Origin of the sequence: Nostoc sp. NZL (assembly GCF_015714705.1) — a bacterium.
GTDB classification, from domain to species: Bacteria; Cyanobacteriota; Cyanobacteriia; order Cyanobacteriales; family Nostocaceae; genus Nostoc; species Nostoc foliaceum_A.
This window is the reverse complement of sequence record NZ_WBKL01000062.1, coordinates 130,056-151,419: the sequence shown is the minus strand read 5'-3', so window position 1 is coordinate 151,419 and position 21,364 is coordinate 130,056. Positions and strand designations below refer to the sequence as shown.

Here is a 21,364-nt window from a genome sequence, read left to right as displayed (position 1 = left end):
CAAATCCTGATTTGAGGCTTTGTTTGCCATCAATGGATTTTCAAGCTTATGATCCTTGAAACTCACACTGGATGACTACCGTTTGCAATTGGAGAATCATTCTTACATTGTTTTTTCTACCCGTCTCTGGGCAACAGCAGCTTCTTAGGTTGATGCTGCCAGTTTTATTTATCATTCACTTATCTACCGATCCTATCCAAACCCAATTGTATGAGCAGTCTAGCTATAAATTCATCAGTTGATCTGACCATTCCGGAATGGTTAAAGAAATGTTTGAAGGAGCCATCGACAAGTAACGGCGAAGCGGAAGATCATCGAAGGCATAATGATGCAGTCTTAATTGGTCGGGCATTTGAATTTGCTTACCAACTCCATCAAGGTCAATACCGCAAATCGGGAGAACCATACATCGCTCATCCCATCGCTGTAGCCGACTTGCTGCATGACTTGGGAGGCAGTGCTGCTATGATAGCAGCTGGATTTCTTCATGATGTCGTTGAAGATACAGAAGTTACAAGTCAAGAAATAGAAGAACGCTTTGGTGCAGAAGTACGCCAATTGGTTGAAGGTGTCACCAAGCTTTCTAAAATCAATTTCACTAGCAAAACCGAAAGCCAAGCCGAAAATTTCCGGCGGATGTTTTTGGCAATGGCGCAAGATATTCGGGTAATTGTGGTGAAATTGGCAGATCGTTTGCATAATATGCGAACTTTACAATACATGTCAGAGGCCAGCCGCCGCCGCAGTGCCCAGGAAACGCGAGATATATTCGCACCTTTAGCCAATCGCTTGGGGATTTGGCGAATTAAATGGGAACTGGAAGATTTGGCTTTTAAGTATTTGGAACCGGAAGCTTACCGCCAAATGCAGGAGCATGTTTCCGAAAAAAGGACGGCGCGAGAAGAGAAATTGGCTAGAGCTACGAACATGTTGCAAGAGCGTTTGCAGCAAGCCGGAATCCACTTTCAGGAAATCAGTGGTCGTCCCAAGCACCTTTATAGCATTTACCAAAAAATGCACCGCCAGCAAAAGGAATTTCATGAAATTTACGATTTGGCGGCGCTGCGGATTATTGTTCAAACCAATGAGGAATGCTATCGGGCGTTGGCGGTGGTTCATGATGCTTTTCGCCCAATTCCTGGGAGATTTAAGGACTACATTGGACTGCCAAAGCCTAACCGTTACCAGTCCTTGCATACTGGGGTGATTGGACTAACTGGCCGTCCTTTAGAGGTGCAAATTCGGACAATCGAAATGCATCATATCGCCGAGTATGGGATTGCCGCCCATTGGAAGTACAAAGAAACTGGAGGTTCTAGTATTAGCCATTTGACAGCGACAGATGACAAGTTTACTTGGCTGCGGCAGCTGCTAGAATGGCAAACTGATCTCAAGGACGCACAAGAATATCTTGATAGCGTCAAAGATAATCTATTTGAAGATGATGTCTATGTCTTCACCCCTAAGGGGGATGTTGTTCCTTTAAGCCCCGGTTCTACCACTGTAGATTTTGCTTATCGCATTCATACGGAAGTGGGAAACCATTGTTCAGGGGCGCGGGTGAATGGGCGAATGGTATCTCTGTCAACGCGGCTACACAATGGCGATATAGTAGAGGTTCTCACCCAAAAGAACTGCCATCCGAGTTTGGATTGGTTGAACTTTGTTAGAAGTTCGGCGGCGAAATATCGAATAAAACAATGGTACAAGCGATCGCGCCGAGAAGAAAATGTTGCCCGTGGACGGGAATTGTTAGAAAAGGAACTTGGTAAAACAGGTTTTGATAGTTTGCTGAAGTCAGATGCGATGCAGATTGTCGCCGAAAAGTGTAACTACCACAGCGTGGAAGATTTACTTGCCGGTTTGGGTTACGGAGAAATTACGTTGAACCTAGTGCTAAATCGTTGGCGAGAAGTGGCGAAGGGACAACAACCAGTTTCCACAGTGCCGCCATTTATCCCCAAAGAACCAACTACATCAAAAGCTTTACGAGATGCATCTCCAACGACTTCCCGCTCTAGTGATTCGCCAATTATTGGGGTAGAAGGGTTGGTGTATTATTTAGCTGGGTGTTGTACCCCAATTCCTGGCGAACCGATTATTGGTGTGGTAACGCGAGGTAGGGGGATTTCGATTCATCGCCAAGGCTGCCATAATCTAGAGACTGTGGAGTATGAGCGCTTAGTACCAGTTAGGTGGAACCCAGCCGCCGAAAATAGTGGTCGTCCGCACACCTACCCTGTAGATGTTCAAATTGAATCTCTTGACCGCGTAGGGGTGCTAAAGGATATTTTGTCACGCTTGAGTGACCAAGGGATCAATGTCCGCCATGCCCAGGTGAAAACCTCTGTTGGTCAACCTGCATTGATCGACCTAGGAATAGATATACGCGATCGCTCTCAACTAGAGCAAGTCTTCGTTCAAATTAAGAAAATGAGCGATATTTTGAATATCCGCCGTGTTGGTCAAATTGACGAATAGTAGGAGTACAAAAATACTGTGCCCCTATAACAGCTAGGGTGCGTTAACCCAATGTAACGCACCAGTTTAAGTTGCGATTTTACTCTCAAGTTTTAAATTTTGAGTTGTAACAAGGCGACATTCATACGTAAGCAATCGCTTCTAATGGCAAAATTACTGTAAATGTAGACCCTTTTCCTAGCTGTGAATCTACTTTAATTTCACCATCCATTAACTGAACCAATCGAGAGACTATTGCTAAACCTAATCCTGTACCATCAGAACTTTGCACTTGGGGAGCAGTTACTTCCCGAAAATAGGGATTGAAGATTTGTGCTTGAGCATCTGGAGAAATACCAATACCACTATCAGTAACAGAGATAGCCCACTGCTGTTGAGATACCGTCCAGCACTCCAAATGAATTGAACCAGATTCTGTGTAGCGAATTGCGTTACTTAGCAGATTTGTCAGAATTTGCTGAAGCCGAAGAGAATCTGTGATAACTTGACTTGGGGCGCGATCGCATTCAACAACCAAGGATAATTCTTTAACACGCGCTAGTGGCTCAATCATCTCTAAAACAAAGTTGATTAAACTACGCACATCGGTTAAAGTAGGCTGCAATTTCATCTGTCCGGCATCATAGCGCGAAATTTCCAGAGTATCGTTAATTAACCGGACAAGAAGTCTACCATTCTTGAGAACTCGCTCGATACTTTCAAGATTTGCATAGGTGTCTTTGAGTTCTGGTTGTTGACGCTGCTGGCGCAGAAATAAGTCTGCGTAACCGATGATTGAAGTCAGGGGCGTTTTCAGTTCATGAGCCAAATGAGAGAGATTATCTTTATTAGCGCGAACCAAACGAGTTAGTTCTTGGTTCGTCAACCGCAATTGACTTTGGAGTTGTTTAAGCTCTTGTAATCGTCCTTGAGTATAACTGTTAAAGCAACGAGCGATCGCTTCATCAATTACTGTATCAATCAGGCGAACAGCCCTTAGTACCTCTTGTGCAGATCCTTGTAATAAATCTTCTTCCAAAAAGGAAAAAATCACAAACCGGAGTAAACGATACTCTCGCGCAATTTCTGCTGGTTCAAATCCTTGTTCAGCCCGGAGTGTACCGTGTTCTAAACTTGCATCTACTACTGTTTGCAAATCGCTGGTTGCAGATTCAGAAAGTACTGTTGCTAATGCTTTCAAAACACGGGGTAAGCTATCCCGTACAGCTTTGAAAGTAAGTTCATTAGTAGCTTCAATTTGTTGATCCTGGTAAACCGCTTCTACCCATTGATCAAGAATGGCATCACTTTTTGCAATTAGAGTCTCACTAAAATCCATCTTTTGCCTAACCAAACACAGCGAAGCCTTTTCCACTAGTGGTAGATTAGTACGGCTGATGTCAAGTTTGCACCTGACAGAAGATACAGAAGATAAAAACAGAGGTAATAGATTTATTACAAAGAGTCTGCACCATCAGCGTAGAGACAATGCAGATTATTTATCATATTCAGGCTGCTCAGAATTAAGCTGAATTCACAATATTCATAGACTGCAACATTTTTTCTCGCTTCTTGCGGGCAATTTCTTGCAAGTCAACAGTTCTATCAGTCTCATCTACAATTTCACCAGTTATCACCTCAAGCACATCTTCCAAAGTGATGACACCAGCGATGCTTCCATATTCGTCTACCACTACTGCAAGATGTTCACGAGCTTCTATAAAGTTTTTCAACAGTTTATCTGCTCGAATTATCTCAGGGACAAAGTTGACTTTTCGAGTCAAACTAGCGATTTTTTGATCATTACTTCCTTCAATCATCGCTGTCAGTAAACTCTGTTTTAAAGCATATCCAATGACTTCATCAAGAGAATCATCTATTACAATAATTCGGGTATGTTGGGACGCAATAATGTTTGCTTTTGCCTCAGTAAGAGTCATATCCCCATAGATATATGTCAGCATGATTCGGGGTGTCATTAAGTCAGAAGCTGTCACATCATTTAATCTAAACACCCGCTGGATCATTTCTGCTTCATCGCTTTCGATAATTCCCTCTTGATGACCAATCTTCGCCAACAGCTTTATTTCAGCCTCATTCGTAGTTGGTCGTTTTTTTCCTTTGGCAAAGGGTGCAGTAACATTTTCTAGAATCCAGACTAAAGGTGTAAAAGCAATAGCAAGTCCAGCCACAGGTAGAGCCGCGAGTATGGCGATTTGCTCACAATAACGCTCTCCAATTGTCTTTGGGATGATTTCACCAAAGATGATAATCAAGAATGTCAATACTCCTGAAAATACACCAAGCCATTTATCTCCTAATACTTGAGTAGCAATACTACCTGTGAGAATACTACCAATGATATTGAAAGTATTGTTAAGAATTACAATAGCCGCAATAGGTCGATTCATGTTTTCACGAATCGCTAAAAGCGTTACTGCTGAACGGTTATTTGATTGTGCTAATTGTCTGACTCTCAGGGTCGAAACAGAGAACAGGGCCGTTTCTATACCAGAACAAAGCGCTGAACCTAAAAGAACAACAAACACAATGATTAAAAGCTGTAGCATATAGTTTCCCAAATATGGGAAGGGAAAGTTGAGGTTAGCTGATAGCCAAAGGAGTTGGTATCTTGTTATCTTCTGAGTTTACCGCTTTCCTATTTTAAGCCCATTGTGCAGGAAGGCTTTGTTCCTATAGCACTAGTTTTTCAGCGATCAATGATTAATATTAGTTAGTGTGTCTATTTGTTCCAATCACTATGCAACAGCTATTTCCCGGAGAGGTATTTGTTAACACTGCTGATTTTGATACTGGTATTCGCCAACTGTTACCCAGATACGATGAGATGTTGGAGGTAATTACCCGTTGTCTACCTTCCACAAGTCGGCGTGTTTTAGAATTAGGTTGTGGTACAAGCGAACTTAGTCTCAAAATACTTAACCGCTTTCCAGATGCCCAAGTAATTGCCTTAGATTACTCACCTCGAATGCTGAAATTTGCCCAAGAAAAAATTACAGCAGCTGGATATCAAAAACGGTGGGTTGGTACACAAGCAGACTTTGGTAACTGGGCAGATAATCCAGAAAAGTTAGATATTGGTAGCGAATTTGATGCCTGTGTCTCATCCTTGGCAATCCACCATCTTCATGATGAGATGAAATTGAAGTTATTTGAGCGAATTGCTGCTAGCCTCACTCAAGACGGCTGTTTTTGGAATGCAGACCCCATTTTACCGGAATCGCCAGTCTTAGCAGAAGTTTATAAGGCGGCACGAGAAGAATGGTCAGTTCAACAGGGAACTAATTTAACAGATATTCGCGCGAAGCTTGGTGCAACCAGCACCCAAGGTTACTCCAGTCAAGACCAGCTAGCTACCTTGGATGCTCATTTACAAATGTTGAGCAAAGCTGGATTTAAGACAGTTGCAGTACCTTGGAAATATTATGGTCTGGCGGTGTTTGGTGGCTGGCTATAAAAATTTTAGGTTTTGGATGCCTGGATTTGGGATTTACCTGTCTCTAATGGGTATTTATAGCATTAACAGCTTGATAGTAACAAAACAGCAATAAATAACATTATTTCTCTTGATCAGAACTAATATATAAACGCATTATGTCTGTGAAGGAGGTCTTGCTAACTCACGCAAGGTTTTTGGCTGAAACTTGCGGTAATTAAGCTTGCTTTATGTTTTTATGCAATATTTCCACATCAGAAAGTACCCGTGAGGGTACTATCAATCCTCCACAGACCTATCCGAAAATACAGAGTAGAAAATTTTATTCATAAAGAAACCAGGGACACGCGATTTAGATTCGTTTTTCTGCTCGTTTCAAAAGTGGAGTTCAACCCACTGTTTGCCATCACTTAGTTTCAAAAGGAGAATATCTTGGATGGCTCGAAATAAAAAGAAATCAGCCGGGTTTAAATATGAGCATCCATTTAACTCTAGATGCCCTATTTGTTGTATTATCCCGCCCCACATGCTGGAAAATGTCGTGGTGAATGGCAACCCCCAACAGCGGAGTTGGGCTTTTCATACATTAAATGTTTCGGCACAGCTTCGTGGACGGAGAGATGTCATAGGTGCTATCTCATTTGCACCTTCTCCAGGTGAAAAGCGCCGCACTATCTACGATGCAAAAAATGGGCAGCAACTACCTGGCACATTGGTGCGAGGTGAAGGAGATCCACCAAGCAGCGACGTAGCAGTGAATGAAGCCTACGATGCTGCTGGTGCTACTTATGACTTGTTTTATGAGATATTCGATCGCAATTCGATTGATGACAAGGGGCTGCGTTTAGACTCCACCGTCCATTATGGCGTCAAATATGACAACGCCTTTTGGAACGGCGACCAAATGGTTTATGGTGATGGCGACGGAGAAATGTTTCAACGCTTCACAAAGTCCATTGATGTGATTGGGCATGAACTAGCTCATGGGATAACTCAGTATGAAGCGGGATTACAGTATTATGGCGAACCTGGGGCACTGAATGAATCGTTTTCTGATGTCTTCGGTTGCTTGGTGAAACAAAAGACCAAAAATCAGACTGCACAAGAGGCAGATTGGCTGATTGGCGAAGGTCTTTTAGTACCGACTGTCAAAGGTGTTGCCCTCCGCTCAATGAAAGCACCGGGAACAGCATATGATGACCCAGTACTGGGTAAAGATCCCCAACCAGCCCATATGAAAGATAAATATACAGGTGTTGAAGATAATGCTGGGGTGCATATCAACTCAGGAATCCCTAACCATGCCTTTTATCTAGCGGCTGTTGAGATTGGTGGCTATGCCTGGGAAAAAGTTGGTAAAATTTGGTACATAGCTTTACGCGATCGCTTGCGTGCCAAAGCAGATTTTAAAAAAGCTGCCAACGTCACCATTCAAATTGCTGGCGAACTCTACGGTAATGACAGTCATGAGCAAAAAGCTGTGCAGAACGCTTGGCAAAAGGTAGGAGTTATTTAGAGTTAGGAGTTAGGAGTTTTTTCTTAACTTCTAACTTTTAGATGTACTACTTGTTGTTGCTAAACTGGGAGGTGAAAACTATCATCTCCCAGTCTTTGTATTTATCCCAACCAAGTAGCACAACGGAGAGCAAAAAAATGCGGATATCCTTTGAACGCACAGGCGGCTTTGCTGGGATTACCAAGAAAACAACCGTTGATACAGACACTCTCCCACCAAACGAAGCCAGCACACTTCCCCGACTGGTGGAAGCTGCTGATTTATTTAGGCTACCGGAACACATTACCTCGCCAAATCCCCAGAGCGATCGCTTTCAGTATAAGTTAACAGTAGAAGATAACGGTAAACAGCATACCGTGACTGTGAGTGAAGCAGCATTGCCAGGAACCTTAAGGCCCCTGATTGAATGGCTACAAACAATGTCACAAAAAAGGTAAGTTGCTCAATTAGCAATTGAATTTTTAGAGAAAAATCCAGTCAACCCAATATAAAATTGAGTGCCTAACGAGAAACATATAAACAGGAGAATATAAAGTTGTGGGTGAAGAGAAGATAAATTTTAATTTCGCAGAAGAAAACCAAACTGATGATTTTTTGCACGTAGCATCTGTAAAAGAGGATTGGGGTGGAGACGGCAGAGGGCGCATGAATTTATCAGGAAGACGCACAGCAATCTCTAAAGAGTATGTACCTCGTCAGTACCAATTCTTTGATACAAATGCTATACCAGAAAAACACGGTTGGCGAGTGAGTGGCATGCCAGATAATGTAGCATCTGGAAGTAAGCGATCGCTAACATGGCATGACTGTGGTGCATCCACTTCAAAAATAGTTTTACCACCTCAATTTGAAGCACCTTCTGGCTTCTTTAGTGCCGATTTAGAGATTTTTGTACTTAGGGGTGCAATTCAATTAGGTGAGTGGCAATTAAACAAGCATGGCTACTCCTTTGTCCCCGCAGGAGTGAGAGTAGGCCCTTGGAAAGTGCTAGGCAATGAAGAAGTTGAAATCCTCTGGATGGAGAACGGCCCTGTTCCATTGAAATATAAAAATGCAATAACCGATCATCCAGATGCTAGATTTCGTGACTTCATCCCTGCATTAGACAGCAAATTACTACCGTGGGGCAAAACAGATACAGTTCAGTTTGAGGTATCTAAAAAAAAGTACTTAAGAAAAGATAGTAACGGAGGTGGAGTATGGTTGCTTGCCATCTTGCCACATTATGACGGCAGAAATCAAATGATTCAATCTTATAATGAAGAAGCATATAGTTTAGTTGGATACTGTGATATAGGAAATTACAGTTTTGCAAAAGACCACTTTGGCTATTGTCCTAGCTTTAGCACTCTTCCTAGACACAAAACTGATGATGGCGGCTTATTCTTTGTCAGAGTTGATAGGGATTTATCACAAGTTGCAACAGTTTTGTCATATCCACACTAATAAACACATAGTTTTTAAACAGCAAGGTTTCTATGTGGCCATTCTAGAAGGTCTTTTTAAATAACGTCCAATAGGTGAACCTAGAACTTTTCCATTGTTGTAAATTAAGTTTCCGCGCAGAAAAGTACTCTTCACTCTTCCACTTAATTCCACTCCTTCAAAAGGTGTATAACCTTGTTGTGACTCCGACTCAGCAGCACTTACTACAAAGCTTTCATTGGGGTCTAACAGCACCAAGTCAGCATCATAACCAATAGCAATATCGCCTTTTTCTAACAAACCAAAGCGCCGGGATGGGTTCCAAGATAGCAATTTAGCCATGTGATTGTAGGACATCCCCCGCTTGCTACCCTCACTAAATACACCAGAAAGTAAATATTCTGTACCGCCAAAACCAGACTTTGCTAACCAAATATTATTCGGGTCTTTAGCACTTCTTTTTTGTTCAGCAGAACAGCAAGCATGGTCGCTAACTATCCAATCTACTTGATTGTTGAGTACTGCTTGCCATAAATATTCCACATCAGCGCGAGGACGGATAGGAGGGTTAACTTTTGCCCAAATTGTATTTGGAGTATCGACATCTAATAACAAATGTCCGACAGTAACTTCTCGCCGAAAGTTGATATGAGGAAAAGCAGTTTGCATAGTCAAAGCTGCTTCCATTGCTTTACGTGAACTCAGGTGCAATAAATTGATATTTGCACAGTTAGTCTCGTTTGCTAAATAAGAAGCAATGCAAATTGCTAAACCTTCGGAATGAGGAGGACGCGCTGCACTGTAAGCGTGTAATCCGCTCAGACTAGAGTCATTTTCAACTATTTTGGTATAGGCATTTAGAATTTCTGCAACTTCGCAGTGCAAACTTAAGCTAATAATATCTCGCGCTTGGGGATGTTTTTCCATCAAGCGAGTTAGACCACGCATAATAAATTCAAAATGGGCGAAATCATACCGTTCCTCTTTATTAATCATTAAAAAGAGGTTTTGCTGGTCTGACAAACCATGCAATCCATAGCCGCCATAAAACATGAAGATTTTAAACGAAGATACACCGTGTTCTTCAAACAATAGAGGTATTTCGTCAATATGCTGGCTAGCTATAGGTGCGATGTGATAGCTGTAATCGACAAAAAAATTACCTGCGGATAACGCCAACACCTCTGGAAAAAAATCTCGGTAGGAACCGCCTTTGTTGAGATAATACTGCCCTGTACGGATGTAATTTAAACTGGTAGTCACACCTCCCATTGCGGCTGCTTTGCTTTCAGTCACAGCATCTTTATCGAGGGGTTGATAGATACCGATGTGCATATGGGCATCCACGACCCCAGGAAAGCCCAGTAAATTTTTGCCATCAAATACCTCTTTGCCTGTGTCTGGGCTAATATTAGGGGCAATCTGAGCAAATTTTCCATCCTTAATTCCTAAATCAAGTAGTTCGATTGCATCCTGATGGGGACGAACTACCCGCACATTTTTGATAATTTGATCTAATACGGGAGTTTCAGACACAGTAGACCTCACACTAAAATGAGTTTAGTTAGGAATTCCAACATCGAATCAGGACGAAGACCAAATCCCATCATTATATAACGGTTTTTTATGAAATCACCTTCAGGAGGAAAGACAATGGAAAGTTTTAATGAGTATCATATAGACCCAAAAGAATTTACTTTTCTTAAAAGTTTTGAAGATAAATGGCAAGTCATTAGAGATGAGTTTACATGCTTTATTAAGGATGCATCTGATGACGAGTTAAAATTAACTTATGATATTTTGGGGCCTAAAAGTCAAACGATTAAAACCAAAGGTGATGCAAAATATAGTGCTTTTGGTATTTTATTTCAAGGTATGTTTATTGAACAATATATTCAAGCGTATCAAATACAATATCCTGATTATGGGTCAGATGATGCATCACAAAAAGCACTTGCATTAAGAGAGAAATATTTCCCAAATTTAGCTCAGGTGATAGAAAAAGTTAACTTTAGTGATGATGAGATAATTAGAAACGTGTATTATGGTACATTCCATCCAGGCTTAGATATCAAGCTGCATGTGAACTATAATCCTCACATGAATCGTGGCTATCTAGGATTAATCGTGCCAGAGGGAGATGTGGCTATGAAAATATGCCATGATCAACTTTATTGGCATGAAGGAAAATTCCTGGTTTTAGATCACAGCTATCCACACTGCCCGCATAATTATACCAATTATGATAGAACTGTCTTGGTTGTAGACTTTTTTAAACCGGATAAACCTAGAGAGGAAGTTATCCGATTTGAAAAAGAGCAAGTCACAAAACGTATGCAAGATAATCCTTATAGCTTAGGCGTTTTTGGTAAAAGCGATAAAGCGAAAGAAGAAGATTTTATCAAGTATGGTTTAGCCCATCAGTTAGAGTGGGATAAAGCTTTATAAGCTTAGTGTAATGCACCTTAGATTGTTGATGTGCGTTAGCTGAAAGCATAACGCACCCTAAATTTATATTTATTCAATAAAATTGGTAAATGAACGAAAAAACATACAAAAAGTTAATAGCAAAGCAACTTAATCAAGATTTTAAATCTGCGGTTGAAATTATCAAATTTTCTATTTCAAAACCTGCTGCTAATGAACTTTTAATTCAAAACAAATTTGCTGGGGTTAACGGTGGCTTTGATACTTTACTTTGTCGTGGTGATGTTCCCTATGTTAACTTAATTCCTCCTTTTGATTTAGGTGTAGAAGCTGTGGGGAAAGTTGTCGCTATAGGTGAAAATGTTAAAGATTTTCAAATAGGTGATGCTGTTATAACTACGGCGCGTGGCGGCGGTTATCGAGAATATCAGGTTATCGATGCAAACTTAGCGCTAAAGGTGCGGGAAGCGACACCAGAGTTACTAACACTAATGCCTACAGGTGTATCAGCCTTGGTTGCATTGGAACAAGTGGGGGAGATGAAAAGTAATGAAGTGGTTTTAGTGACAGCAGCAGCAGGGGGAACTGGTCATATTGCAGTGCAATTGGCAAAGCTAGCTGGGAATCATGTTATTGGTACTTGCAGTTCTGAGGCGAAGGCAAAGTTACTAAGAGAATTAGGGTGCGATCGCATTATCAACTATCGCACAGAAAACCTCAATCAAGTCCTCAAGCAAGAATACCCCAATGGGGTTAATTTAATTTTCGACTGTGTAGGTAAACAAGTTTTTGATACCTGCGTTGACAACTTGGCAGTGCGGGGACGGTTAATAGTAGTAGGTTTCATCTCCGAATACGCAATTGATGTAGAGCAAATTACACAACCACGAATTTATCACCAGCTATTTTGGAAAGCTGCTTCTGTGAGAGGCTTTCTCATGCCTCATTATAAAGAACATATGGCAGAGGCACGCGATCGCCTTTTAAACCTGTTCTACATAGACAAACTCAAAGTTGCCGTTGACCCAACCCAGTTTCAAGGCATAGAATCAATACCCGACGCTGTAGAATATCTTCTCAGTGGTCAGAATTGTGGCAAAGTGGTAGTGAGGTTTTAAGTAACACGGTATTAGTTTATATCCAGTCGGGGGTGAGAATGGCACAAGATTCAGAAAACACTTTAAAAGTTGCTCGGCAGGCATTTGATAATCTTACGCATGGTATGGCAACAGGAGAGTGGGAAGCATTGTTAGATATGCTCACAGAAGATTTTACTCTTTGGTTTCCAATGGGAAAATTCCACGGCTTAAACGTGGGAAAAGAGCGAGCTAGAGAATTTTTTGAGTACGTTTTTGAATCCTTCAATCCTGGTTTGAACCTGACTGGTCTAGACCGTGTTACTAGCAATGAAACGACAGCTGTTTTTGAGTTTCGGGATGAGGGGCTTTTGTTCGGACAGCTTTACAAAAATCGGGTGGCAGTTTCCTTTGATGTGCGTGGAGACAAAATTTGTGGCTATAGGGAATACTTTGGTAGTGATGGTAAATCGTATTAAATAATTCGTAATGTGTAATTACGAATTATTTAATACACTTTTGTTAGTTTCTTTCAGGGTTGAGTTCGTTGATTTCTCTGCATTTAGCCTCTGCGGCTTGATATGCTGCTAAATAGTCTTGACCACCTAACATCACATCACCGTAATATTCATAAGGTGGATCACCATAGATTGGCAATGGATCATCTTCTGGATAATCTTCTTTCGATTCTTCAATAATGGTTTTCAGTTTTTTAATGGTCAGCCTTTGCGCTGCAAAATACCAGAGTTCTTGGGGATTTTTGTTTAGGTGCGGTAATGTGGGATCGATAATACGGACATCGGAGGCGTCGCCTATCTCAATCCAACTGTGTTCAATCGGTCTGTATGGCTTCCCGCCAAAAGCTAAAAATCCCTGAATATATCTTGCTCCCTCAGTGGATAATGCTGCTTTGTAAGCATTATCAAACGGAGTGCTAGCTCTGCTGTTTATGCTTTCAGCAATTTTGATTGACAGCGTTTCATCCAATAGTTTGTTCATCAATAGCAAGGATTAGAGCAGCCATGAAAACATATTACCACTGCTGCTTACCATTTTGCTTGACCAAACAGGGCATTGGACAAACAGGGGATGGGGCAGAGGGAAAATAACTAATAACTAATAACTCATGACTAATGACTAATGACAAACTCTACTTTGTATTAATCACCATTTGTAAATTTCTTAACAAGTCGCTTGAGGTGTAGGGCTTAGACAAAAGGAGTTTGACATTATTACCAAGGATTCTAATCATTTCATGATTGGAGGCTAATCCACTGACACCAATAATTTTGATATCTGGATTAATTTTTTTCAACACATTGATAGTTGTTGGCCCATCCATAGATGGCATCATCATGTCAACCAAGACCACACTAATTTCTTGTTGATGTTTTGTATATAGTGCGATCGCCTCAATACCATCGCTAGCTAATAGAACTTTATAGGCATTTTTTTCTAACCAGGTTTGAGTAACCTCTCGAATTGAATCTTCATCATCAACAACTAGAATCAATTCTCCATGCCCTGCTGGTAATTCATGATCTCCACCTAATTTACCGTCTATCTCCATTGTCTGGGTGACGGGTAAGCAAATTTGAAACTCCGTGCCTTTGCCTACTTCAGTAACTACATTTACAAAGCCGCCATGACTTTTGATAATGCCAAGCACTGTTGAAAGACCAAGCCCTGTGCCTTTACCTAGTTCCTTTGTTGTGAAAAATGGCTCAAAAATTCTATCTACTATTTCTCTTTTAATTCCTATACCTGTATCACAGATACTAATCATCACGTAAGAACCCACCTTAGCATCAATATTCATCCGGGCATAGTCGCTATCAACCCAGAAATTCTTTGCAGAAATCTTTAAGATGCCGCCATAAGGCATGGCATCACGAGCATTAATGCAGAGGTTCATCAGCACTTGATGCATCTGAGTAGCATCGCCAAAGATATTCCATAGGTTTTGCTGAGGAACATCGATGCGAATTTCAATAGCTCTGGAAAATGTTTGCTTAACAATATTTTCAATTTCTGAAATTAAATACCGCACCTGTAAGGTTTTAAAGTTACCTACAGATCCGCGTGAAAACCACAGCACTTGTTTAACTAAATCTGCTGCACGTTTAACGTTTTTTTCCATAATTGTTAGCCATTGCTGACTTTTCTCATCTGGGAGTTTTGCCTCCAAAAGTTGCACTGTCATCATCATAGGTGTCAGTGCATTGTTAAGATCGTGGGCGATGCCACTTGCTAAGGTGCCAAGACTCTCCATCCGCTGGGCCCGGAGAAACTGCGCTTCGAGTTGTTTTTTCTCTGTGATGTCGGAGTTGACAATGAGGATGGATTTGGCTTGCCCTTCATCATCATTTACTAGTGCCCAGCGGCTAGCAATAATCATCTCTTTGCCTTGTTTTGTGACTTGATTTAACTCACCTTGCCACGAACCATGTTCAACTAGAGTTTTCTGAATGTTTTTCAGTTGGCAAAAATTTTGCTTTCGATATAAAAGCTGATTAGCATCCTTGTCCAGTGCTTCTTCTGCCATCCAACCATAGAGATGTTCAGCCCCTTTATTCCAAAATTGAATTTTGTGAACCAAATCTTGAACGAGAATCGCATCTGTGGTGATATCGAGCAAAGCGGCTTGCTCACGGATTTTCTGTTCTGCGTTTTTGCGTTCGCGTAGCGCAGCTTGCTGTTCGGTAATATCAATTACAAAGCCCGCCATTCGAGCAACTTTGCCTGTAGAGTCTAAAAAGATATACCCGTTGTCTTCAACTGTGATGTAAGTGCCATCTTTGCGACATACAAGAAATTCAAGGTGGAATCGCTCTTTTGTGGATAAAACGCGGTTAATCTCTTCGTTAAAGAAGTTTCTATCATCAGGATGAACCAACTCTAGCCAACGGTTTAAACCTCCTAACATCTCAGGCATAGAATAACCTAATATTCCCTGTACATTGCCAGCATATTTGATCTCGTTGGTATGCAGGTTCCAGTCGTAGAGAATCTGACCACTCGCTTGAATTAGTGCTTGATAGCGATTGTTCCACTCGTCTAATGCAGCTGAATGACATCGAAGTTTTTCCTCTACCCGCTGGCGCTCCAAGATTTCCATCTCTAAACGTTTGTTTTGCTCTGTGAGTTTTTTTGTGAGGTTTCGTAAACGTAAATGGGTATTTACCCTAGCTAAAACCTCTTTCTGTTCTAGAGGTTTAGTGATGTAATCTACTGCCCCAAGATTTAAACCTTTGACTTTATCCACCTTATCAGTCATGGCGGTTATAAATATTACGGGAATATCTTGAGTAGCTGGATTTATTTTCAAAAGTCTACAAGTTTCAAAACCGTCGATTTCTGGCATTAATACATCCAATAAAATCAGATCAGGTGAGGCATATTCTGCCATATTTAGTGCTGTTATTCCATCTTCAGCTACTAAAACTTTAAAGCCGTAAAACTCTAAAAAATCGAATAATACTTCTAAGTTAATAGGAGCGTCATCAACTATTAAAATGACATTTTTTTCATTGGTTTTAAAATTCATACTTGCCTCTTATTAAATTTATTTTAAAAATTATCGAATTTGTTTGCCTTTAAAATCTTTGGCAAGTTGACGAATATGGATGGCAAACGGCACTTTATCACCTCCTCGTTGTAATGGCAAATAATTTTTGCTAATTAGACTATCTTCTGGTTGATTGGGTATATCACATCTTCTGCCAAGTTTTTTAGATCCAAGCAAAAAGATTTAATTAAAAGTAAACTATTTCCTGGAAATACCTACGTCTATAAAGTAAAGCTTATAGGTAGGAAACATCAGCCCAGCTATGTGTGTAAAAAGTACATAGCCTCTGAGTTAGAGCACTACAAGTTGAAGGATCGGTGTAGGCGTAAGTAATCCTACGCTACTTGCAATTTTAGCTTGATGATTCACCTATAGCGCTTCTCTTTTGGATGCAATGCAATACACGACGATACACGGTAGAGAAAGTAATCCTGTGCCTCTACGAGTAGACTGTGTTCTATGCAAGTGAGAAATAGAAAATTTAAGGGCGCACAACTAGCTGTGCGCCCCTACTATGTTTATCCATCAAATTACGGGGTTCTGGGGGGGTCAAGTTTTATCCGAAGCGTCTTGGGACGACAAGGGCTTCCCCAACAAACCTGCCCAGAAGGCATATTACTAAAAACACTACTACGAGCGCCAATCACAGCATTAGCCCCGATTTGCACCCCCGATCCAACAAAACAATCTGCTGCTACCCATGCACCATTCTCAATGGTTATACTCGCCGTTTTCAACCCAAAGGCAGGGTCTTGGATATCATGACTACCAGTACATAGGTAACTTTTTTGGGAAATTACGCAGTGTTCACCTATGTGGATCTGATCGAGGCTGTATAAAACTACGTTATCTCCAATCCAACTGTAATTCCCAATGGTAACTTTCCAAGGGTAGGTGAAGCGGGCGGTGGGTCGAATTAATACGCCTTTACCGATACGAGCGCCAAATAGTCGTAGCAAAGCACAACGCAGAATATTTAACGGTTGAGGAGTGAGGGGAAAGGCGATCGCTTGTACAAGCCACCATAACAAAATATACCAAGCTGGACGGCCGCGATCAAACCAAGATTGGTCATATTTGCGTAAATCTACAAAAGGTTGATCATTAGTCATTAGTCATTAATCATTAGTTAGGAGTCAATGGTCAATAGCTTTCCCTCTACTCCTCTGCTCCCCTGCTCCCCTGCTCCTTCCTTTGAGGTAGTTGCAGTATTTAAGTGACCACCACAGTTGCGTAATTCGTAGAGTTTAACGCCAATTTGATATTCATATTGACTCAGCAAGCGTGCATAGATATATCCGGCTTTGCCATCCAAAAAACCACGTTGAATAATATAAAATAAAACAAACCGTAAAATAGGTTTAAATGGCAGGTGTACCCACACTTTTTTCAAAAAGCGCTTGCGTTGAACTGCATCACCAAATAGATTCGCGCCGATGGTGCCGCTATCATCTTTACCTGTGAGAATATTAAAATAAACGCTGGCTTCCCAGTTTGAATAGCGGTTGTGCCGTTCTAACCAGTGATAAAGGTCGCGGAAGTCCTCGTGAAGCATATCATTTTTGAGATACCCAACTTTCCCCTGCAAAATAACGTGTTCGTGAACTTCGTTATCACCAGTATTGGGAATATCTTCTGTATGTAGGTTTTCGTAGCGACCTTTTTTATGCTGAAATAAACGTAGATTCCAATCGGGATATTTCCCACCATAACGAATCCATTTTCCTAAGAAAAATACGCGGCGATTGAGATAATAACCTGTATATTCATCATTTTGAATTGCTTGGTCAATTTCTTCCCAAAGTTCGGGGGTGATGCGCTCATCGCAATCTACAATTAGCACCCATTCGTTACGGAAGGGTAGATTATCTAAAGACCAATTTTTCTTTTTAGGCCAGCGTCCATTGAAGTTGAATTGCACGACATTTACACCGTGACTTTTAGCAATTTCAATGCTGTTGTCGGTACTTTGAGAATCTACTACAAATATTTCATCTGCTCTGGCGAGGCTAGCGAGGCAGGCTGGCAAGTTGGCTTGTTCGTTTTTTGCGGGAATTAATACAGAAACTGGTATTTTAGATGACATATTGAGTATAAATTATGTTTTTTGTTATTTCTTATTTGATGTGGATAGAAGACCCTGAATAGCAGCATTTAAGTAACCAATCTGACCGTAAGCATATACAAGTTTGTCAAACCGTTCTGCTGGATCAGAAAAATATTGCAATGCCTTATACAAGCCGCGCACAAATCGTTCGCTACCTCTCTGCAATTGAGCGATTCCAGCTTTACCAGCGAGTTGTTCTCGATAGCATTCACTGATCCCCTGCCACCAACCTCGGTTTAAAAACCAGGAGCGTTGGAGGCGTTCTGGAGCAACATTATGAGCAACCAGCGCTTCGGGAAGATAAGCGACTTGCCAATTGCGCTGTAGGGCAAATTCGGTCATTTGCAGTTCTTCATTTGATAATAGATTTTTTCCCACCCGACCGAGGTGAGGATCAAAACCGCCAATTTCTTCTAGGAAACCACGGCGGATGGAGTAATTTAAGCCTCTGGGTGTTAAGCCAGGTTGCTCAATATAGATGATACTGTCACCCAAATCGTATGCACCTAGATTTGCAGCTAGCCCTGGAGATAGCCACCGTGGTTGCTGGATTCCCTGGGGCCAGATGAGAGTAACTTTGCCACCTGCGATCGCTAGTTTAGAGTTATTGTAATAGGCAAAATATAAAACTTGCAGCCAGCCCTTGCTCGCAACGGCATCGTCATCTAGATAAGCAAGAATATCACCACTAGCTACTTTTGCACCCGTGTTGCGGGCGATAGATAAACCAATGGTGGGTTCAAAGACATACTTCAGGCGCGAATTGTGGGCCCTTTGTTCTACAACCTCACGGGTGCGATCGCTAGACCCATTATCAACTACCACAATTTCAAAGTCAGCAGCAAAATCCTGCGCTAAAAGACTATCAATTGCAGCCCCTAAATAGGTATCTCGATTGTGGGTACAGATAATGGCAGAGATTTGGGTGTCTGGCATAGATTTTATTTTGGATTTGAGATTTGGGATTTTAGATAAAAATCTTAAATCCAACGCACACCTGCTGAGAGTTAATCTAAACCAAAAATTACCGACCCACCAACCGAGTTTCTTCGGAAATAATCTTTAAAACTTCACGTTTGTTGAATATGACTGTGTAAAACTACAAGTGTTTGGGCTAGTTGACTCAGACGGGTTTCCAAAGATTGCTTGCGCCCCAACAGTTGACGCAACTTTTGGTAACGAGCGATCGCCATACTAACATTGGGAACCTGATCTGCTGGACATGGGCGCGACCAGACTTTACCAGCATCGTCCACACCACAGAGGCGGTAGCCAGTAATAGATGATTGATAAGATACTTTCCCACCAGTGGCGCAAATTTCTTCTACGTAGTTCATCAGGCGATCAACTTCTGCATGGCGCAGTGTTGCGGTTCCTCCCGGTTCTGGCTCGGTGGGATTAGATTCTAACCAGCCATTGACAATTGGCCCTTCTAAGTAAATATCCTGAATTTGCTTCAAAATATTTTGCAGTTCTATTTGCCAACCTGCAACAGTTTCCTGAATTTCTTGCAATAGATTCATCGCCAATGCTGGATTGGCTCCGTGACGATGGCTACTAAAGGTCGGAGTTTTCAGCTTGGGTAGGCTGGGTGTTTTGCCACCATTCTCTTCTGCTTGAAAGGTCTGCACAGAGTCATGGTGAGGAAAGAAATTTTGTTCAGAAGGATAATCACTCTCAGCATCTACGCCCAAGTCAACTGTTTGTCCTTCCTGAGAGGATGGAGTTTGTGTACTTTCTGTGGGTTCGTTGGCTCCGACGCTGATTCTAAAAGAAAAAGGCCGTTTTGTCGTCGCATCAACTGTTTCAGCGGCAGAGGCAGTGCCGCGGTTCCCTAAATCATGTAGAGTTGCTTCAATGCGTTTTAAGCCTGCGTTCATAAAGACATCCTAAAGTTTGCTGTCCCCAATGGTGTTGAATAATTGAAAATGGGGTTGTTGGGATTTTTGGCTTTTGCCAGTTAGGGCATCAATGATGCTGGTGCTAATTTTATCCCTTAAAAGTTATTTGAAACTAAAATTTTCACCGATGAAGTAAAAAACTGTGGTGATAAATTGCAACCGTAGGCATATTGTTAAAATATTCAGGAAACAACGTTGGGTAAAATCATCTTAGTAACAGGGCCAGCACGATCTGGTAAAAGTGAATGGGCAGAAACTCTGGCCATGCAGTCAGGAAAAGCAGTTGTTTACGTAGCAACAGCCACCGATAACCCAGATGACCAGGAATGGCATCAACGCATTTTAGAACACCAACAACGCCGTCCCCAAGACTGGGTGACTTTATCTGTACCTATAGAACTGTCTGCTACCATCGCCGATGCCAAACCATATACCTGTCTTTTAGTTGATTCTTTAGGAACTTGGGTTGCTAATCTTTTAGAAGAGGACGAATCTACTTGGGAAAACATCCTTGCAGAGTTATTAGAAACGGTGGATTTGGTTGCTGCTGATATGTTGTTTGTAGCAGAAGAGGTGGGTTGGAGTGTGGTACCAGCTTATCCGCTTGGGAGGACATTCCGCGATCGCTTGGGTTCTTTAGTGCGCCAGCTAGGTGTACTCAGCAATACTGTTTATTTAGTTACTGGTGGTCATGTTCTCAATCTCAGCATCCTTGGTTACCCATTGCCAAATAGAGGCAAAGGAGAAGTGAGAAGTCAAGATTCTTAATTAATTCAAATTAATCCAAAATCTAAGATTTAAAATCTAAAATTGTAATATGGCAACCAAACAAGAAGTTAGAGGATACCTCGCCTACTGGTTTCAGTTGGGTAAGAAAGTGATTACGGACAACGGTAAGGCAAGCTTTTTGCCCAAATCAGTGCTAGATGGCGATCGCTATAGTGAAGAATTTGAACAGTGCTGGCAAAAAATTCTCTCACCAGAATCGGGTGATTGTTACCTAGAGGGTACACATGAAACCATTGCTGAACTGTTGACACCAGCATGGGATATGGTGGCTTGTGGCCGTTGCAGTATGCCAGTAGCCGCCCGAAACGTCGGGATGCCGGCGTTGTTATGCCCGTGCAATGATTTACCTAACTGGCCTAATACCGAATTACCAGCACCGCGAGAGCCAATTAAGACTCAAGACCAACTCAAAACAATTCGCGATCGGCTTTTAGATAATATTGCATAAACAAACAACCAAGTTGTAAATCTGATAAGTTTTCTCTAATTATTTGATTATTTTAATTTTTCCTGTAGTGGCTTTTAGTTCAATTACAGGATTTTTACCTATCTGTAATAGGGACGCACATCTGTATTCTCTCGTGTTTTGGGTTCCAGTTGATACCAATTCACGAACGAAAAACCTGATACGGAAGAAG

20 protein-coding genes are annotated in these 21,364 nt (G+C 41.5%); 10 read left to right on the top strand and 10 right to left on the bottom strand.

Going from position 1 to position 21,364, the window contains the following annotated elements:
- The first annotated feature begins 210 nt into the window (after nucleotides 1–210).
- On the top strand, nucleotides 211–2,481 hold the full coding sequence (locus F8R90_RS08965) for a RelA/SpoT family protein (RefSeq protein WP_196510457.1): 2,271 nt from the start codon (nucleotides 211–213) through the stop codon (nucleotides 2,479–2,481).
- A 121-nt stretch (nucleotides 2,482–2,602) separates the two neighbouring features.
- Here F8R90_RS08965 and F8R90_RS08960 read toward each other — a convergent pair whose 3' ends face one another.
- Nucleotides 2,603–3,799 carry a sensor histidine kinase gene (locus F8R90_RS08960; RefSeq protein ID WP_196510456.1) on the bottom strand — a complete coding sequence of 399 codons (1,197 nt, stop codon included), beginning with the start codon at nucleotides 3,797–3,799 and terminating at the stop codon, nucleotides 2,603–2,605.
- Nucleotides 3,800–3,983: 184 nt separating this feature from the next.
- Nucleotides 3,984–5,030: a hemolysin family protein gene (locus F8R90_RS08955; RefSeq protein WP_196510455.1), complete on the bottom strand. Its 1,047-nt coding sequence runs from the start codon at nucleotides 5,028–5,030 to the stop codon at nucleotides 3,984–3,986.
- A gap of 191 nt (nucleotides 5,031–5,221) precedes the next feature.
- Here F8R90_RS08955 and F8R90_RS08950 point away from each other — a divergent pair, with 191 nt between their 5' ends.
- From F8R90_RS08950 to F8R90_RS08935, 4 genes are all read left to right on the top strand, one after another.
- Nucleotides 5,222–5,938 carry a class I SAM-dependent methyltransferase gene (locus F8R90_RS08950; RefSeq protein WP_196510454.1) on the top strand — a complete coding sequence of 239 codons (717 nt, stop codon included), beginning with the start codon at nucleotides 5,222–5,224 and terminating at the stop codon, nucleotides 5,936–5,938.
- Nucleotides 5,939–6,353: 415 nt separating this feature from the next.
- Nucleotides 6,354–7,433 (top strand): M4 family metallopeptidase, encoded by a 1,080-nt coding sequence (locus tag F8R90_RS08945; RefSeq protein ID WP_196510453.1) that lies wholly within the window; start codon nucleotides 6,354–6,356, stop codon nucleotides 7,431–7,433.
- Between the two features lie 137 nt (nucleotides 7,434–7,570).
- Complete coding sequence (locus F8R90_RS08940; protein WP_196510452.1) at nucleotides 7,571–7,870, top strand: protealysin inhibitor emfourin; 300 nt, start codon at nucleotides 7,571–7,573, stop codon at nucleotides 7,868–7,870.
- A 100-nt stretch (nucleotides 7,871–7,970) separates the two neighbouring features.
- On the top strand, nucleotides 7,971–8,879 hold the full coding sequence (locus F8R90_RS08935) for a DUF4437 domain-containing protein (protein WP_331000627.1): 909 nt from the start codon (nucleotides 7,971–7,973) through the stop codon (nucleotides 8,877–8,879).
- A 30-nt stretch (nucleotides 8,880–8,909) separates the two neighbouring features.
- On the opposite strand, the gene F8R90_RS08930 is transcribed toward F8R90_RS08935, so the two are convergent.
- Nucleotides 8,910–10,394 (bottom strand): amidohydrolase family protein, encoded by a 1,485-nt coding sequence (locus F8R90_RS08930; protein WP_196510451.1) that lies wholly within the window; start codon nucleotides 10,392–10,394, stop codon nucleotides 8,910–8,912.
- A gap of 117 nt (nucleotides 10,395–10,511) precedes the next feature.
- Here F8R90_RS08930 and F8R90_RS08925 point away from each other — a divergent pair, with 117 nt between their 5' ends.
- From F8R90_RS08925 to F8R90_RS08915, 3 genes are all read left to right on the top strand, one after another.
- Complete coding sequence (locus tag F8R90_RS08925; RefSeq protein WP_196510450.1) at nucleotides 10,512–11,306, top strand: aspartyl/asparaginyl beta-hydroxylase domain-containing protein; 795 nt, start codon at nucleotides 10,512–10,514, stop codon at nucleotides 11,304–11,306.
- A gap of 89 nt (nucleotides 11,307–11,395) precedes the next feature.
- Nucleotides 11,396–12,403 (top strand): zinc-binding dehydrogenase, encoded by a 1,008-nt coding sequence (locus tag F8R90_RS08920; protein ID WP_196510449.1) that lies wholly within the window; start codon nucleotides 11,396–11,398, stop codon nucleotides 12,401–12,403.
- Nucleotides 12,404–12,441: 38 nt separating this feature from the next.
- Nucleotides 12,442–12,840: a nuclear transport factor 2 family protein gene (locus tag F8R90_RS08915; protein WP_196510448.1), complete on the top strand. Its 399-nt coding sequence runs from the start codon at nucleotides 12,442–12,444 to the stop codon at nucleotides 12,838–12,840.
- A gap of 43 nt (nucleotides 12,841–12,883) precedes the next feature.
- On the opposite strand, the gene F8R90_RS08910 is transcribed toward F8R90_RS08915, so the two are convergent.
- From F8R90_RS08910 to F8R90_RS08880, 7 genes are all read right to left on the bottom strand, one after another.
- Nucleotides 12,884–13,360 carry a hypothetical protein gene (locus F8R90_RS08910; RefSeq protein WP_196510447.1) on the bottom strand — a complete coding sequence of 159 codons (477 nt, stop codon included), beginning with the start codon at nucleotides 13,358–13,360 and terminating at the stop codon, nucleotides 12,884–12,886.
- A 151-nt stretch (nucleotides 13,361–13,511) separates the two neighbouring features.
- The gene (locus F8R90_RS08905) at nucleotides 13,512–15,908 is read right to left on the bottom strand and encodes a hybrid sensor histidine kinase/response regulator (RefSeq protein WP_196510446.1); all 2,397 of its coding nucleotides are present in this window, start codon (nucleotides 15,906–15,908) and stop codon (nucleotides 13,512–13,514) included.
- A gap of 30 nt (nucleotides 15,909–15,938) precedes the next feature.
- The gene (locus tag F8R90_RS08900) at nucleotides 15,939–16,106 is read right to left on the bottom strand and encodes a hypothetical protein (RefSeq protein WP_196510445.1); all 168 of its coding nucleotides are present in this window, start codon (nucleotides 16,104–16,106) and stop codon (nucleotides 15,939–15,941) included.
- A gap of 353 nt (nucleotides 16,107–16,459) precedes the next feature.
- Complete coding sequence (gene hpsU / locus F8R90_RS08895; RefSeq protein ID WP_196510444.1) at nucleotides 16,460–17,041, bottom strand: hormogonium polysaccharide biosynthesis acetyltransferase HpsU; 582 nt, start codon at nucleotides 17,039–17,041, stop codon at nucleotides 16,460–16,462.
- A 17-nt stretch (nucleotides 17,042–17,058) separates the two neighbouring features.
- Nucleotides 17,059–18,015, bottom strand: coding sequence for a glycosyltransferase family 2 protein (locus F8R90_RS08890; protein ID WP_196510443.1), 957 nt, complete (start codon nucleotides 18,013–18,015; stop codon nucleotides 17,059–17,061).
- 24 nt (nucleotides 18,016–18,039) lie between these two features.
- Entirely contained in the window at nucleotides 18,040–18,972 is a 933-nt protein-coding gene (locus F8R90_RS08885) for a glycosyltransferase (protein ID WP_196510442.1), read from the bottom strand.
- A 134-nt stretch (nucleotides 18,973–19,106) separates the two neighbouring features.
- Entirely contained in the window at nucleotides 19,107–19,916 is an 810-nt protein-coding gene (locus F8R90_RS08880) for a hypothetical protein (protein WP_196510441.1), read from the bottom strand.
- A gap of 216 nt (nucleotides 19,917–20,132) precedes the next feature.
- On the opposite strand from F8R90_RS08880, the gene cobU reads away from it, so the two are divergent.
- Both cobU and F8R90_RS08870 read left to right on the top strand, forming a co-directional pair.
- On the top strand, nucleotides 20,133–20,705 hold the full coding sequence (cobU, locus tag F8R90_RS08875; RefSeq protein ID WP_196510440.1) for a bifunctional adenosylcobinamide kinase/adenosylcobinamide-phosphate guanylyltransferase: 573 nt from the start codon (nucleotides 20,133–20,135) through the stop codon (nucleotides 20,703–20,705).
- A gap of 49 nt (nucleotides 20,706–20,754) precedes the next feature.
- On the top strand, nucleotides 20,755–21,174 hold the full coding sequence (locus F8R90_RS08870; RefSeq protein WP_196510439.1) for a hypothetical protein: 420 nt from the start codon (nucleotides 20,755–20,757) through the stop codon (nucleotides 21,172–21,174).
- Nucleotides 21,175–21,364 lie beyond the last annotated feature (190 nt).

What these genes read in the sequence shown, in the direction of transcription:
- F8R90_RS08965 (WP_196510457.1), top strand. Translation starts at nt 211, where the DNA reads ATGAGCAGTCTAGCTATAAATTCATCAGTTGATCTGACCATTCCGGAA.
- F8R90_RS08960 (WP_196510456.1), bottom strand. Translation starts at nt 3,799, where the DNA reads ATGGATTTTAGTGAGACTCTAATTGCAAAAAGTGATGCCATTCTTGAT.
- F8R90_RS08955 (WP_196510455.1), bottom strand. Translation starts at nt 5,030, where the DNA reads ATGCTACAGCTTTTAATCATTGTGTTTGTTGTTCTTTTAGGTTCAGCG.
- F8R90_RS08950 (WP_196510454.1), top strand. Translation starts at nt 5,222, where the DNA reads ATGCAACAGCTATTTCCCGGAGAGGTATTTGTTAACACTGCTGATTTT.
- F8R90_RS08945 (WP_196510453.1), top strand. Translation starts at nt 6,354, where the DNA reads ATGGCTCGAAATAAAAAGAAATCAGCCGGGTTTAAATATGAGCATCCA.
- F8R90_RS08940 (WP_196510452.1), top strand. Translation starts at nt 7,571, where the DNA reads ATGCGGATATCCTTTGAACGCACAGGCGGCTTTGCTGGGATTACCAAG.
- F8R90_RS08925 (WP_196510450.1), top strand. Translation starts at nt 10,512, where the DNA reads ATGGAAAGTTTTAATGAGTATCATATAGACCCAAAAGAATTTACTTTT.
- F8R90_RS08920 (WP_196510449.1), top strand. Translation starts at nt 11,396, where the DNA reads ATGAACGAAAAAACATACAAAAAGTTAATAGCAAAGCAACTTAATCAA.
- F8R90_RS08915 (WP_196510448.1), top strand. Translation starts at nt 12,442, where the DNA reads ATGGCACAAGATTCAGAAAACACTTTAAAAGTTGCTCGGCAGGCATTT.
- F8R90_RS08910 (WP_196510447.1), bottom strand. Translation starts at nt 13,360, where the DNA reads ATGAACAAACTATTGGATGAAACGCTGTCAATCAAAATTGCTGAAAGC.
- F8R90_RS08905 (WP_196510446.1), bottom strand. Translation starts at nt 15,908, where the DNA reads ATGAATTTTAAAACCAATGAAAAAAATGTCATTTTAATAGTTGATGAC.
- hpsU (WP_196510444.1), bottom strand. Translation starts at nt 17,041, where the DNA reads ATGACTAATGATCAACCTTTTGTAGATTTACGCAAATATGACCAATCT.
- F8R90_RS08890 (WP_196510443.1), bottom strand. Translation starts at nt 18,015, where the DNA reads ATGTCATCTAAAATACCAGTTTCTGTATTAATTCCCGCAAAAAACGAA.
- F8R90_RS08885 (WP_196510442.1), bottom strand. Translation starts at nt 18,972, where the DNA reads ATGCCAGACACCCAAATCTCTGCCATTATCTGTACCCACAATCGAGAT.
- F8R90_RS08880 (WP_196510441.1), bottom strand. Translation starts at nt 19,916, where the DNA reads ATGAACGCAGGCTTAAAACGCATTGAAGCAACTCTACATGATTTAGGG.
- F8R90_RS08870 (WP_196510439.1), top strand. Translation starts at nt 20,755, where the DNA reads ATGGCAACCAAACAAGAAGTTAGAGGATACCTCGCCTACTGGTTTCAG.